Source organism: Dactylosporangium maewongense, from assembly GCF_039531485.1.
GTDB classification, from domain to species: domain Bacteria; phylum Actinomycetota; class Actinomycetes; order Mycobacteriales; family Micromonosporaceae; genus Dactylosporangium; species Dactylosporangium maewongense.
In genome coordinates this window covers 476,961-490,634 of the sequence record NZ_BAAAQD010000005.1, presented here as the reverse complement: position 1 = coordinate 490,634, position 13,674 = coordinate 476,961, and the positions used below count along the sequence as shown (strand labels likewise).

Sequence of the window (13,674 nt, the reverse complement as noted above, 5' to 3'; positions counted from 1 at the left end):
TTCCGCTGACCCTCGCCATCATTCAGGCGCTCACGATCGAGTGCGGCGAGGAACGGTACGTCATCCCGCAGGTCGCGGTGCACGAGCTGGTGTACCTCGACGGCCAGTCCGGCCGCGTCGTCGAGCATGCCATGGGGGCGCAGGTGTACCGCCTCAGGGGCAAGCTCCTGCCCCTGGTGTACCTGGACGACACCCTCGGGCTGCCCCGCGAGGGCGAGCACGACAAGGACGTCTACGTCGCGGTGCTGCAGGCGGAGGGCAAGCGGTTCGGGCTGGTGGTGGACCGGGTGCTCAACACCGAAGAGGTCGTGGTCAAGCCGCTCACGTCCCGGTTCAAGGACATCGGCACGTACGCGGGTGCCACCCTCCTCGGCGACGGCCGCGTCGCATTGATCCTCGATGTGGCCTCCCTGGCCAGGCGCGCCCAGCTGGCCGCCGGCGTCGAGTCCGGCGACGCCGACACGTCGGTCCGGCGCGGCGGCGCCGACGGCGGCGGCGGCCGCCTGCTCATCGCGGGTGTGGGTGACCGGCGGGTCGCGATCCCCCTCGACATGGTCACGCGCCTGGAGGAGTTCCCGGTGGAGCGGATCGAGCGGACCGGGAGCCGGGAGGTCGTGCAGTACCGCGACCAGATCCTTCCCGTGCTGCGCCTGTCGCACATGCTCGGCGCGTACGAGACGGAGTCCGGGCCGACCGTGCCGGTCGTCGTCTACACCGAGAACGGCCGGTCCGTCGCCCTGGCCGTGGAGAAGATCCTCGACATCGTCGAGGAAGGCCTCGACGACTCCCGCCGCGACTTCGGCGACGACGGCCTGCTCGGCTCCGCCGTCATCCAGCAACGCGTCACCGAGCTCCTCGACGTCCGCCGCGCCATCCTCGCCGCCGACCCGCTCTTCCACACGAAGATCGACACGACCACGGACCCGTACGAAACCACCACCTACCAACCTGTCGGAGTCTGAATGGACACGAAGCTCGCCATGGTCATCGACGACTCGCGTGCCATGCGGGGCATCCTCAAACGGATCCTGCTGCCGCTCGGCTTCGAGGTCCGCGAGGCCACCAACGGCAAGGACGCCCTCGACCAGATCTGGGACCAGGACCTGCAACCCGGGCTCGCCCTGATCGACTGGAACATGCCGGAGATGAACGGCCTCGAGTTCGTGATGGCGGTCCGCAAGCAGAAACACCTGCGCCAGATGACCCTGATGATGGTGACGACCGAGAGCGAGCACGGGCAGATCGTGCGCGCCCTCGCCGCCGGCGCCCACGAGTACGTCATCAAACCCTTCACGGCAGAGGCGATCGTCGAAAAGCTGAGCTACCTCGGCGTGCTGCCGCAGATCCCGACGCTGGAGGCGGCCAGCAACGGGTGACACGAGTTGACCTGAAACGCGCTCGTCTTGGTCCGATAGGCGACGGAAGAACACCACATGGCGTCGTACCGTGCGACACATGACGATCGACTTTCCGCGCGGCTGGTGGGGCACGGACCTGGGCAGCGCCCGGGCAAGCATGGGTACCTACGAGCTGTACCCCACCGAGAGCCTGCCGGTAGTGGACCAGTCACGCTTCGACGGCACGTTCAGCTGGCTGGTCCCGGACGCGCCGCACGACCCGCTGCGGGCCATGGACGTCGGCGCCCTCGCCACGCACGTCGAGCTGCCGGCCGCGTTCAAGCGCTTCATGAGCAGCCAGGTCCTCATGGACGCCATCCCATCCTGCACCGGCTGCGACTTCGACCTGGCGCCCCGCCCCGTCCCGAGCCCGGTCGAGCCCTCGGCGCAACTCGTACGGTTCCTGCGCGACCAGCAGGACGCGGTCATCTGGTACCTGTACCTGCGACCCGGCACCGAACCGTTCGTGATCGCCTCGCCGTGGCTGCTGGAGATCGTCGGCCTGGAAGAGGTGGACCCCGACGCCCTCGTCGCCAACATGGTCCACGCCGCCGACAGCTTCGAGCAGTTCATCCACCGGTTCTGGCTGGAGAACTCGCTGTGGTTCAGCGTCAACGAGGGCGACGAGTCCACCGACGAGATGGACCTGTACCTCGCGCACTACACGGCCGCCGCCTGAGCCGACCTCCGGCGCCGTCGATTAAATGGTTGCCGCGGCGGCGCCGGGGTCGTATCTTTGAATACATCAACGAGCCACACGTCAAGATCAACAGGGATTGAGAAGGGAGACCGCAAATGGCAGAGCGCATCGAGTTGTCGGCGTCACGCGGTCGATCCCGCGCGACCCGAGCCCGGCGTGACCTGCTGCTCAGCGGCCTGTCGGCCAGTCTACTCCTGCCCGGACGGTGGCGAGGATAGGGTTTCCCCCTCCTCTTCCGCCGCCCGCGACAATGGGCGGCTTTTTTGTGCCCGAATACAATTCGCCGGGGTAGCCCAATCGGTAGAGGCGTCCCGCTCAAAATGGGATCGGTGCGGGTTCGAATCCCGCTCACGGCACGCAAGATCGTTTGGTATCAGTTGGGAAGAAACAAACGAAGGGAGGCCCGGTGACCGCGGTTCTCGTTCTCAACGCCGACCTCGGACCCCTGCACCGGGTCACCCTCCGTCATGCGGTGCGCATGCTGCTGCGTGAGGTTGCCGTGGTGCACGAGTCCGAGCCCGACCGGCTCATCGGGGTCTACCCGATGCCGAAGGTCGTCCGGCTCGTGTCCTACGTCGTCACGCGCTGGCGCTTCGGCAGCGGGCCCGCGTGGTCCCGCGCCGGTGTTCACGCCCGTGACGGCCGTCGCTGCGGCTACTGCGGCAAGGACGCCACCACCATCGACCACATCCTGCCCCGGTCCCGGGGCGGGCGGAACACCTGGAAGAACACCGTTGCGGCCTGCATGGTCTGCAACCAGCGCAAGGGCGACCGCACCCCCGCCGAAGCGGGCATGGTGCTGCGACACCAGCCGTCGATTCCGACCTGGCACGCACTCGCCCAGCGCTGACCCATGGGCCCGGCGGGGCCCTGCTACCTCCCCGCCGGGCCACACGGGCCTGTAGCTCATCAGGAAGAGCGCCGCTCTTGCACAGCGGAGGCGACCGGTTCGAGTCCGGTCGGGTCCACGCACGACCGCACCACACCCGTGCCCGGGTGGCCCAACGGTAGAGGCGCCTGATTCAGGGTCAGGAGGTTGGAGGTTCGAATCCTCTTCCGGGTACTGAGGAAAGTTGGCCGAGAGGTAAGGCTGCGGCTTGCTAAGCCGTCGACGGGGGACGACCCCGCGGGGGTTCGATCCCCTCACTTTCCGCGCACCACCATGCCCTTGTAGCTCAGCGGAACGAGAGCACTTCGCTACGAACGAAGAGGCCGGGGGTTCGAATCCCTCCGAGGGCGCGTCACAGCACTGGAGAGGCCAGCCGATTGGTGCCGGCACCCGTCTCGAAAACGGCGTTGGGTTCACGCCCGTGTGGGTTCGACTCCCACCCTCTCCGCCTTCGCCCCCCACAGGCGGCGGTGCCACCGCGCCGCGGCGCGGGCCAGCTGCCGCTCCGCCTCGCGCTGCCGGTCCTCGGTCATGGTGCTCGCCTGCCAGAGCAGGTGGCTGGAGTGGATCATCGCGGTCTCCTTCGTCGTGTCCGGCCTTGCACTGGATACGACGAAGCCGCCCCCGCGATGTCTACATGGTCAGCGACCGAGCGCGTACTTTGTGAGCACGCCCACACTGCTGCCGCTGCGCTGCTTCGCGGCCGCAGGCACCATCGTCAGTGCGTGGATGCGCGACGACAGGCGCCAGCGGGCCGCTTTGGCCGCCCGGTGCCACCCGTGCGCGTCCATCCGGGCCGCCGCGGCGAGGAAGAAGTCCCGGGCCTCGCTGAACCGCCCGCCCGTCACCGCGGACGACGACGACAGGCTGGAGCCGTGCCGCCGGTACCGGAACGACACCACGTCCGTCGCGACGAGCGTGCCCCCCCGGGTGACCAGCTCGAGGATGAGCGCGAGGTCCTGGATCACCTTCAGCGACTGGTCGAAGCCGACCGCCTGCACCTGCGACGTGCGCCAGCACAGCGACGGGAAGTACAGCCAGTTGCCGCGCAGCAGGCTCACCGCGAGCTCCTCGCCCGACAGGACCACGGTGCCGTCGATCTTCGGCGCGTACACCCGGCGCTTCGTCGAGTCGGCGAGCGTCCGCACCACCTCGCCGCGCGCGTCGATCACCTCGACGCCGGGCTGGATCAGCACCGCGTCCGGATGCGCGTCGACGAGCGCGTGCACCGACGCGACGTAGTTGGGCAGCATCACGTCGTCACAGCCCATGATGACCATGAACGGCTCGGTGGCGAGGTCGACGCACTGCTGAAAGTTGCCGGTGACGCCCAGGTTTGTGGGGTTTCGCCGGTACGTGACGCGCTCGTGCCCCAATGCGGCGAACCACTCGGGGATGCCTTCGGTGGTGCTGTCGTCCAGGACGGTCAGCTGCCACCGGTCGTCGGTCTGCGCGATGACACTGTTGACGGCGAGCTTCAGCAGCTCCACGTCGCCGTAGTGCGGCAGCATGATGTCGAGCACCCGGCCGATCCTAGTCGGCCCCGGCCCGGCGGCGAAAACGCGGCGGCCCGGCCTCTTTCCGAGACCGGGCCGCTGTCGCGTCGTTTGCCTGGCTTCGCCCAGTGGGCCTTGCCTGGCTTTGCCGGGTTTTGCCTAGCGGGCGCGCCGGGGGCCGGCGGGTGGCTGGCCGGCGGCCGCGCGGCGCGCCGTGGCCTCGTCCGTCTCCGAGCCCGGCGAGTCCTCGTCCCACGCCTTCGCGCGGCGGATCTCGTCGAAGAACCCGAGCAGGCGGTCGAGCTCCTGCGTGCTGGTCTTGTCGTCCGTGCGGGTGGCCTTCGCCTTCTTGCCGTGCGAGCGGATCTCCCGGCCCGAGCGGATCGACGACGTGTCCTCGGCGCCGCCCGCGTCCTCGGCCTCGTCGTGCGCGGGCATCCGCTGGACCGGTGCGCGCTGCCCGGGCGGCGTCGGCAGGTCGAAGTGGTGCTCGTCGTAGTTCGGGGCGTCGAAGCGGTACCCGTCGTTGGCCGGCCGTCCCGCGTCGTGGGCCTGGGTGTCGTACGACTGCTGCTCGCGGTGGTACGTCCGCGGCGGCGCCACGTTCAGCTCCGGGTGGGTGCCGTTGGGCATGCCGCGGTAGGCCTCGGGCGCGACCGGGGGGAACGCCGTGGTGCTGTCGCCCCGCCCGTTGCCGAACCCGGGACCGCGTCCCTGCTGGCCCGGGTACTGCTGACTGGGGCGGGACTGACCGGGGTGCGTCTGACCGGGGTGCTGCGGGCCCGGGTGCTGCGGCTGGCCCATGTGGCCCTGGCCCATGTGCTGCGGCTGGCCGGGCTGCGGCCCGAAACCGCCGGGGGCGTGCTGGCCGTTGGTCCCGTTCGGGCTCAGCGGCGCGAACGACCCCGTCGGCGGCTCGACCGGCGCGAACGCCCCGGTCCGCGGGTCGTGCCCGTTGCGCGGGTCGGCGCCGTTGCGGTGGTCCATCCCGTTGCGAAGGTCGCTGCCGTTGCGCGGGTCCGCTCCGGTACGAGGGTCGCCGCCGTTGCGCAGGTCGGCCCCGTTGCGCAGGTCAGCCCCGTTCCGGTGGTCCGCCCCGTTGCGGGGATCGGCGCCGTTGCGAAGGTCGCTGCCGTTGCGCGGGTCCGCTCCGGTACGAGGGTCCGCTCCGGTACGAGGGTCGGCGCCGTTGCGCAGGTCAGCCCCGTTCCGGTGGTCCGCCCCGTTGCGCAGGTCGGCCCCGTTGCGCGGGTCGGCCCCGTTGCGGTGGTCCGCTCCGTTGTGGGGGGCCGGGAACGCCGCGGTCCGCGGCTCCACCGGCGGGAAGGCCCCCGACCGCGGCTCGACCGGGGCGAACGACCCGCTGGTCGGCTCGGCCGGCGCGAAGCCACCCGTGCGCGGCTCGCGGCGGTCGGTGCTGGTGAGCGGCTCGAAGGAGCCGGTGCGCTGGGGGTCGTAGACGGTGCGCCACGGGTCCTGCGGCTCGTCGCCGTCGAACGAGGCGTGCGCCGGGCGCGACACCGTCGGGTGTGCGCCGGACGGGTGCCCGTTGGCGGGCCGGCCGTTGACCAGGAACGGTCCGTCGGGCCGGTGCCCGTTGGGCGCCGCCGCGGGGAACGAACCCGTCGTCGAGCCGACCGCCGGGAACGAGCCGCTCGTCGTCGGCGGGGCGACGAGCTCGACCTCACCGGGCTCCGGCAGCGAGTCCCGCAGCGCGGTCGCGAGGATGAACACGTTCGGCGCGGCCCCGCGCGGCACGGCCAGATAGGCCCGCTTGCGCGCGTCGACCGGGAGCTTCTCCAGTACGTCGGCCATCGTGTGACCAGGGGGCGGCAGCTCCGCGGCGTGCGGGGCGCCCACAATGATCGCGCAGCGGTTGACGTCGACCGGCAGGCCGCGGATCCAGTCCGCGGGGTCGGTCAGGTGCTCGGGACGGATCCACAGGCCGGCCTGGACGACCTCCAGGACCCAGCCGCCGCCGAGCGTGAACGTGGCCGCACCCGCCGGCGTGTCGAGCACGTCGGGGCACGGGTTGACCCAGTCGACCGGCCGCGGCGCGCCGGTGCGCGGCGCGTGCCACAGCTCCCGGGCGAACGTCCGCCAGCGGGGGAGGCCCTTCTGGTCGATCGTGACGACCGCGCGCTGCCCGGCGGGCGCGCACAGCGGCAGACCGGTGCGCACGTGCACGGCGCGGCCCAGCACGTCGGCGACGACCGGCCCGACGGGGCCGTCGAGGAGGGGGCGCTGCCCGTACGGCGTGAAGACACACCGATCGGCGGCGAGCGCCGGAATGACGGAGACGGCCTGCATGAGCTCGTCGCGGTGCAGCGGCTCCTCGTTCGGGTGCGACAGGATCATCGCCGGGTGCGAGTGATCCGTCGGCACCGAGTACGCGAGGTCCGTGACGCTGCCGACCCGGCGGCGGTGCAGCCACAGGCCCGCGGGGATCTGGTCGAGCACCAGGTCGCCGGGCAGCTCGGGCACCTCGCCGAGGTCCTGTTCCCAGTGCGGCGCGGGGAACCGCCAGCCGACCCGCTGCGGCTGCGCACCCGTCCGGAACCGCCAGAACCCGCCCGGCCGGTGCTCCCCACGCCCGATCGGCGCGAACAGCGACCCACCCGGCACGCCCAGCAGCGGCCCCGCCGCCGCGATGACGTCGATCCCGAGCCGCATGGCGATCAAGTGCGCCGCGGCCGGCCGCTCGTTGGTGGCGCACGCGCCGTCCCACGCGACGAACCGCATCGCCGTGAACCCGCGGGGAAGCCCGTTGGCCAGGACCTCGGCCAGCTCCTCGACCATCGCGGGCTGCAGCTTGACGGTGTGCGAGCTGATGACCACCGCACACTCGGTGGAGCCGTGCGGCGACACGACCAGCGCCGCCGCGCCCGGGCTGGGCTCGTCGCCGGAATGGACGACAGCACCCGCGCCGAGCCAGGAAACCTTCATGCCGGGCCAGTGCCGCAGCCGAACCTGCATCGCCGTACTCATGCGAACCTCACACGATCTGCTGACCCGGCGGATAGCGATGCCACAGAGCGCATCGCAGCCTGATCGTCCGGCGCGCTTGCTGCAAGCGGGCAGCAGATAGTCAAGATCGCCCTCCGTCGGGTGTGCCACGAGCGGTGCGATGCGGAGGGGGTTCCACACCGATGACCGCATGGCGGCTCTGGCGGATCGTACCGCGCTGAGTGACGGACGCAACCATCCTGTTTGTCGCCGGACCCGTTGGATATGCCTGACAGGCGGGTAGATCTGGGCGGATTCACCCCGATTGATGACGAGTTTTCCGGAGAGTTGCCCATGCCGGCGGTCCCACTGCGACGAATACGTTCTGTGACTGCCGCAGTCCTTGCGGTGATCGCCCCCGTCGCTGTTATCACTGCCAGCAAAACCTCTCCTATCGGTCGATCCGGACAGGACCCATCGATCAGCCCCACTCCTGGATACCCGTAGATCGGGCTTCCGTCCTGTGTGCCACAGCCGGTCAACCCGCCCGACTTGACGCCCCACACCCACTCTGAACAGCCATTACTCCTCCCGTCCAGCCCCGCGACCCCATCTCGCCGGGTGACGAAGTACACGTCGTCCTCCTCTGTCGATCTAGAAGCCACGCCGAATCGCATTCACGCAGCGACGCCCACCGATCCCTAGGTCCCTTCCCGGCCCCACCTTTCTCCGTGCTGTATTCCCCTCGCGGACCGCACCTTGCAACCTGCACGCCCCCGCCCGGCCCACCCGCCTGACCGGCCGCAACCCACCGTTCGCCCACCCGTCGCCAGCCGTTTGGCCAGCGCCCACCCCACCCATTTCCCGCTCCCGACGAATAGGAAGCCCAACGCGCTTCGGACGCCACCCACCCCAGTTCGACACCGCTTGATTCCCGCCACCCTTCGCCCCCGAAACGGTCCCCTTCCGGACAATCCCGCACCCTCTCCGCCCATCACGCCCCCTGCGGTCCAGCCCTCGCCGACATTCGCTCCCCGTCTGATCGCGGCTCCCTCCTGCCGGAGGCACGCTCGGTGATCCACCCCGCGAACCACGCCCGAAACGTGCCAACACAAAGATTTAACGGACCCCCCTCCCACCCGATAAACCCCAAACCGGCACGATCCACACCTTCCCCCCGCCCTCCCGACCCACCACAACTCTCAACGCCCCAACCCCGAATCAGACGCCCCACACCCCGCGCCAACCTCCGCCCCCTCTTGATCGAGTAGCAGATCCGGCTGCCATGGCGACCGGATCCGCTACCTGATCAACGCGGCACGGGGGCACCCGGGCCGGGCGGAAGAACCGCAAGCGGACACCACCACCGCTACACCGACCGGCGGACCTCTCAGTCGAAGGACCACATGATCGAAGGACGCCCCTGGCCGCCCAGACGACCACCGGACGACTTCGATCAACACCCAACCCGCGAACAGGACCAGCGGTCCCAGCGACAGCAACGGCGCCCAGAGCAGCACCGACAGCACCGCCCAGCCGCCGGACCAGCGGTGCTCGCTGGAACTGCGGGCTGTTCAGATCAGCGGAGGTGACCTCGGCGGCCGCAGTCGTCGCGCTAGTGGACCGCCGCGGTGCTGGCCGCAGAAGCGGCTGTCGCGGCCGCAACGGCGGCGGTTGCAGCGGCGGCCGCCGGAGTGATGGCGGCAGCTGTGGACCTGTTCGGGTCGGTGACGGTGGCGGCGTTGCTGGCGGGAAGTAGCGGTGCTGGCTGGAGCTGGAGCTGGGGCGGCGAGGCTGCCCGGATCGGCGGACGCGACCTTAGCGGCAGGAGTCGTCGCACTAGTGGACGCTGCAGTGTCAGCTGCGGAAGTGGCTGGAGCGGGGCACCGGTGGCGGCGGCCGGGGTGACGGTGGCGGGGTGGAGGGGCGGAGGTGTTCGGATCTGTGGCGGTGACCTGGGGCGGCGGTGCTCAAGAGAAGCAGCGCTCCGGACTGGATCGGCGGGGCTGCTCGGATCAGCGGACGTGACCTCGGTGCCGGAGCCGTCATGCAAGTGGGCCGCCGCGGTGCTGGCTGCCGAGGCGGCTGTTGCGGGAGCGAGCGGCGGTGGCGGTTGGAGCGGTGGCAGCAGCCGGAGCAGGGGCGGCAGCGGTGGAGCTGTTCAGGGCGGCGGCTGGCGGTGGCGAGAGGAAGCAGTGCTGGCGTGAACGGCGATGGAGGCGGGGCTGTGGGAGCGGTTCGGATCGGCGCCCAGCTGTCGGGTGACGGTGCTGGTGGAGGTGGCGGTGCTGGCTGGATCAGCGGGCAGCTCGGATCAGCGGACGCGACCTCGGCTGCGGGAGTTGTCGTGTCAGTGCGGCCGGAATTGTCGGTTAGTGGTGCGGCAGTGCTGGCTGCGGAAGCGGCCGTGGTGGGAGCGGCGGTGGCGGTTGCCTAGCCGGCGGTGCCGGCGGGAAGCGGCAGTGGCGGCTGGAGCCGCGGGGCTACCCGGTCAACGGTCGGGGCTGTCGTGCTTGCGGGATGCCGCGGGGCTGGCCGGAGTGGGAGCAGGGCGGTGGCAGCAGCCGGGGCCGCGGGAGTCGGAGTAGCCGCGGAAGGAGCAGCAGCCGAAGCAATGGTGGAGGCGGGAGTGGGAGCGGCGGGGCTGCTCGGACAGCGGACGCGTCCCTCGGAGGCCGGGGTCGTCGTGTTGGTGGGGTGCCGTGCTGCTGGCTGGAGCGGGAGCCGAGGCGGCGGTTGTGGCGGCGGCAGCCGGAACTGTGGAGTGGGGGTAGCACCGGAGCCGTGGTGGAGGCGGGAGTAGTGGGTGGCGCCTGGAGCACTGGTGGAGGCGGGGCCGGGAGTGGCGGAGGTGCCCGGCCAGCGGACGCGACCTTGGAGGCCGGAGTCGTCGTGTTGGTGGGGTGCCGCGGTGTTGGCCTGCAGAGGCGGTGTTGTGGGAGTAGCGGTGGGGGTGGAGATGGGAGCGGGGGCGGCGGGTCTGCTCGGACAGCGGATGCGACCTCGGCGGCGGGACTGGTCGTGTTGGTGGGGTGCCGCGGTGTTGGCTGGAGTGGGAGCAGGGGTGGCGGTTGGGCGGTGGCAGCAGCCGGGGCCGCGGGAGCAGGACCAGCCAGATCCGTGGTGAAGGCGGGAAGTGGGGCGGAGGCGGGAGCAGGAGCGCGGGGTTGCTTGGACAGTGGACGCGACCCTGGAGGGCGGAGTCGTCGTGCTAGTGGGATGCCGCGGTGCTGGCTGCCGAGGCGGCCGTCGTGGGAGCAACTGTGGCGGTTGGAGCAGCGGCGGGGGTGGTCGTGGGGGCGGTGGTGGTCAGAGGAGAAGGCGTTGGGGTGGAGGTGGAGGGCTTCGCGGCGGCGGTCGCGGTCGTGGGTTCGGTCCCGGCGGCGGTCACGGTCCCAGGTTCGATCGCGGTTGCGAGTTCGGTCCCCGGTTCGGTTGTGGCTGCGGGTGAGGGCTTGGTTGCGGGTGTGGGGGAGGGCGCCGGGGTGTGGGTGTGGCGCAGGGTGAGCAGGACGGCGGTGATGAGGAGGCCGACGGTGCCGACCGCGGCGAAGCCCCAGCCCGGGGAGCCGCGGTCGATGGCCCAGCCGGCGAGCGGGGAGCCGACGGCCAGGCCGACCGTCAGGGAGGAGCCGTGCCAGCCCATGGCCTCGCCGCGGGCGGATGAGGGGACGAGGCGGCTCACGAGGTCGGTGCTGGCGCTGAGGGTGGGGGCGCAGAGGGCGCCGGCCGGCAGGAGGGCGACGGTGAGCAGCCACCAGCGGTCGCCGACCAGGCCGAGGGGGATCGTGAAGAGGCTGAGGCCGCCGATGAGGGCGACCAGCGGCACCGCGCGCGTCAGAGCGCCATACACGAAGCCGCCGATCAGCGAATAGATGCCCCACGCGGCGAGGAGGCCGCCGATGAGCTGGACCTTGCCCGCCTCACGGAGCATGGCGACGATGCCGAGGTCGGTGCCGGCCAGGACCATCGTCGTGGCGGCCGCGGCGGCGCAGACCGCGAGGAAGCGGGGCGTGAGCCAGTCGCGGCGGCGCAGCGGCGCGGTGGTGGCGCCCGCGGGGGAGTCGTCGTCGGCGGGGGCGTGGACGGGCGGGTCGGTCAGGAAGAGGGCCAGGCCGGCGAGGACGAGGCAGCCGCCGATTGACCACATGGTGACGCGGCCGGAGAGGCTGCTCATGAGCAGCACGGCGAGCGGCGGGCCGGCCATGAACGACAGCTCGACCGACATCGAGTCCAGCGCGTAGGCCTGGCGGCGCTGGTCGGCGGGGACGAGCGCGGCCAGCGACTGGCGGACCACGGAGAACACCGGCAGGGAGAACACGCCGGCGACGAAGGCGCCGACCAGCAGCGCGGGATAGGACAGTGACGGCGCCACCACCCAGAAGATTGCCTCGCACACGGTGGTGACGACGAGCATCGGGCGCAGGCCCTTACGATCGACGAAGCGGCCGTTGAGCGGGCCGCCGATCGCGGTGCCGACGGTGAGGGCGGCACCGACCAGACCGGCGGCGCCCCAGCCGCGGTGGAGGTCCTGAGCCACGTGCAGCGTCATCGTGACCCCGATGGCGGTGATCGGGATCCGGGCGAGCAGCGCCAGCACCATGAGCGACCGCACCCCAGGAAGAGCGAGGACGTGACGGTACGGGTCGAGGCGCATGGGGCAATCATGTCGTGGGGGTATGACAAGAAACGAGCGAGTTACCGCCACGAGCGCACAGAAGGTAACGAAGAACACGTCACGGGGAACCCGAGCTGCGAACCCGCAGTCCAAGAGAGATGGAGATACCTTCGATGAGGTCGAGGACCCCGATCGCCGTCACCGCCCTGCTCGCGCTGGCCCTGACGGGCTGCGCCGACGACGCCAACCAGGCCGGCACGGCGCCGTCCACCAGTGCGGCGGCGCCGGCGAGCACCAGCGTGAGCCCGAGCGCCGACCCCAGCACCGGCAGCAGCCAGAACACCACGGACGCGCTGCTGATCTTCACCCGCCAGGGAGGCCTCGCCGGCACCAACGACCGCCTGGTCGTGCGGCCGGACGGCGGCTGGACGCTGACCGCCAAGGCCGGCACCAAGGAAGGCAAGCTCACCCCGGCCCAGCTGACCACGCTCAAGGGCACCTTGGAGCAGGTCGGCTTCTCCAAGCTGCCCACCGCCGCCGGCAGCACCAACGTCGCCGACGGCTACACGTACACCATCACCTATGGCGGCAAGGAGGTCCAGGTGAAGGACGGCGCCGTGCCCGCCGCCCTCCAGCCGGTGATCACGACGCTAAACGGTCTGCTGAGCTAGCACAGCGTCGATGCGGGTGAGCTCTTCGGAGGTCAGCGCGGGAGCCGACAAAGCCCCCAGGTTCTGCTCCAGCTGCGCCACCGAGCTCGCCCCGATGATCAGCGAGGTGACCCGCGGGTCGCGCAGCGCCCACGCCAGGGCGAGCTGCGCGAGGCTCTGGCCGCGCCCGCGGGCCACCTCGTTCAGTGCCTCGATCGTCTTCAGGCGCGACTCGCTGAGGTCGCTCTCGTTGAGGAAGCGGCTGGTCCGCACCCGCGAGTCGGACGGGATGCCGGAAAGGTAGCGGTCCGTCAGCAGCCCCTGCGCGAGCGGCGAGAACGGGATGCACCCGGCGCCCTCCGACTCGAGCACGTCGAGCAGCGAGTCCTCGATCCAGCGGTCGAACATCGAGTACCGCGGCTGGTGGATCAGCAGCGGCGTGCCGAGCGAGCGCAGAATGGAAGCCGCCGAAGCGGTCTGCTCCGGCGTGTAGTTGGAGATGCCCACGTAGAGCGCCTTGCCGGCCCGCACGGCCCGGTCCAGCGCCCCCATGGTCTCCTCGAGGGGAGTGTCGGGGTCCGGCCGGTGGGAGTAGAAGATGTCGACGTACTCCAGGCCCATCCGCCGCAGCGACTGGTCCAGCGACGCCGTCAGGTACTTGCGCGACCCCCACTCACCGTAGGGGCCGTCCCACATGTCGTAGCCGGCCTTGGTCGAGATGATCAGCTCGTCCCGGTAGGGCCGGAGGTCCTCGGCGAGGATCCGCCCGAAGTTCGTCTCCGCGGAGCCCGGCGGCGGCCCGTAGTTGTTGGCCAGGTCGAAGTGGGTGACCCCGAGATCGAAGGCGCGACGCACGATCGCCTGCTGGGTCTCGTACGGACGCGCGTGCCCGAAGTTGTGCCACAGCCCGAGCGAGATCGCCGGCAGCTTCAGCCCGCTGCGGCCGCTGCGCCGGTATTGCATGTCCTGGTATCGGCT

General features: G+C 70.9%; 9 protein-coding genes, 5 tRNA genes and 1 pseudogene. 10 read left to right on the top strand and 5 right to left on the bottom strand.

The genetic code is table 11. The features are described from left to right. The 9 genes from ABD332_RS16550 to ABD332_RS16510 form a co-directional block, all read left to right on the top strand. Positions 1-962 (top strand): chemotaxis protein CheW (locus ABD332_RS16550; RefSeq protein WP_344502795.1); only part of this gene is annotated, 962 nt, incomplete at its 5' end. Continuing rightward, positions 963-1,376, top strand: coding sequence for a response regulator (locus tag ABD332_RS16545; RefSeq protein ID WP_344502793.1), 414 nt, complete (start codon positions 963-965; stop codon positions 1,374-1,376). Positions 1,377-1,455: 79 nt separating this feature from the next. Further along, positions 1,456-2,076, top strand: coding sequence for a hypothetical protein (locus ABD332_RS16540; RefSeq protein ID WP_344502792.1), 621 nt, complete (start codon positions 1,456-1,458; stop codon positions 2,074-2,076). Positions 2,077-2,503: 427 nt separating this feature from the next. After that, on the top strand, positions 2,504-2,947 hold the full coding sequence (locus ABD332_RS16535) for an HNH endonuclease (RefSeq protein WP_344502791.1): 444 nt from the start codon (positions 2,504-2,506) through the stop codon (positions 2,945-2,947). Positions 2,948-2,992: 45 nt separating this feature from the next. Then, positions 2,993-3,065, top strand: a tRNA-Ala gene (locus tag ABD332_RS16530). A 22-nt stretch (positions 3,066-3,087) separates the two neighbouring features. Further along, a tRNA-Leu gene (locus tag ABD332_RS16525) sits at positions 3,088-3,160 on the top strand. Positions 3,161-3,164: 4 nt separating this feature from the next. Then, positions 3,165-3,250 (top strand) — tRNA-Ser (locus ABD332_RS16520). Positions 3,251-3,261: 11 nt separating this feature from the next. Next, positions 3,262-3,336 (top strand) — tRNA-Arg (locus ABD332_RS16515). A gap of 12 nt (positions 3,337-3,348) precedes the next feature. After that, positions 3,349-3,434: transfer RNA gene (locus ABD332_RS16510), tRNA-Ser, on the top strand. On the opposite strand, the gene ABD332_RS16505 is transcribed toward ABD332_RS16510, so the two are convergent. The 4 genes and pseudogenes from ABD332_RS16505 to ABD332_RS16490 form a co-directional block, all read right to left on the bottom strand. Beyond that, positions 3,400-3,558 carry a hypothetical protein gene (locus ABD332_RS16505; protein WP_344502790.1) on the bottom strand — a complete coding sequence of 53 codons (159 nt, stop codon included), beginning with the start codon at positions 3,556-3,558 and terminating at the stop codon, positions 3,400-3,402. The genes ABD332_RS16510 and ABD332_RS16505 overlap by 35 nt on opposite strands. A 69-nt stretch (positions 3,559-3,627) precedes the next feature. Further along, positions 3,628-4,509 (bottom strand): glycosyltransferase family 2 protein, encoded by an 882-nt coding sequence (locus tag ABD332_RS16500; protein WP_344502789.1) that lies wholly within the window; start codon positions 4,507-4,509, stop codon positions 3,628-3,630. Between the two features lie 132 nt (positions 4,510-4,641). Next, on the bottom strand, positions 4,642-7,458 hold the full coding sequence (locus ABD332_RS16495) for a collagen-like domain-containing protein (protein WP_344502788.1): 2,817 nt from the start codon (positions 7,456-7,458) through the stop codon (positions 4,642-4,644). A gap of 3,409 nt (positions 7,459-10,867) precedes the next feature. Next, positions 10,868-12,085 (bottom strand): annotated as a pseudogene (locus tag ABD332_RS16490) (MFS transporter); the annotation flags it as partial. Positions 12,086-12,219: 134 nt separating this feature from the next. Between ABD332_RS16490 and ABD332_RS16485 the strand changes: the two are divergent. Continuing rightward, positions 12,220-12,717 carry a hypothetical protein gene (locus ABD332_RS16485; RefSeq protein WP_344502786.1) on the top strand — a complete coding sequence of 166 codons (498 nt, stop codon included), beginning with the start codon at positions 12,220-12,222 and terminating at the stop codon, positions 12,715-12,717. Here the strand turns inward: ABD332_RS16485 and mgrA are convergent. Then, on the bottom strand, positions 12,697-13,659 hold the full coding sequence (gene mgrA, locus ABD332_RS16480; RefSeq protein WP_344502810.1) for an L-glyceraldehyde 3-phosphate reductase: 963 nt from the start codon (positions 13,657-13,659) through the stop codon (positions 12,697-12,699). The two genes, ABD332_RS16485 and mgrA, sit on opposite strands and share 21 nt — an antisense overlap. Positions 13,660-13,674 lie beyond the last annotated feature (15 nt).

What these genes read in the sequence shown, in the direction of transcription:
- ABD332_RS16545 (WP_344502793.1), top strand. Translation starts at nt 963, where the DNA reads ATGGACACGAAGCTCGCCATGGTCATCGACGACTCGCGTGCCATGCGG.
- ABD332_RS16540 (WP_344502792.1), top strand. Translation starts at nt 1,456, where the DNA reads ATGACGATCGACTTTCCGCGCGGCTGGTGGGGCACGGACCTGGGCAGC.
- ABD332_RS16505 (WP_344502790.1), bottom strand. Translation starts at nt 3,558, where the DNA reads ATGATCCACTCCAGCCACCTGCTCTGGCAGGCGAGCACCATGACCGAG.
- ABD332_RS16495 (WP_344502788.1), bottom strand. Translation starts at nt 7,458, where the DNA reads ATGCAGGTTCGGCTGCGGCACTGGCCCGGCATGAAGGTTTCCTGGCTC.
- ABD332_RS16485 (WP_344502786.1), top strand. Translation starts at nt 12,220, where the DNA reads ATGAGGTCGAGGACCCCGATCGCCGTCACCGCCCTGCTCGCGCTGGCC.
- mgrA (WP_344502810.1), bottom strand. Translation starts at nt 13,659, where the DNA reads ATGCAATACCGGCGCAGCGGCCGCAGCGGGCTGAAGCTGCCGGCGATC.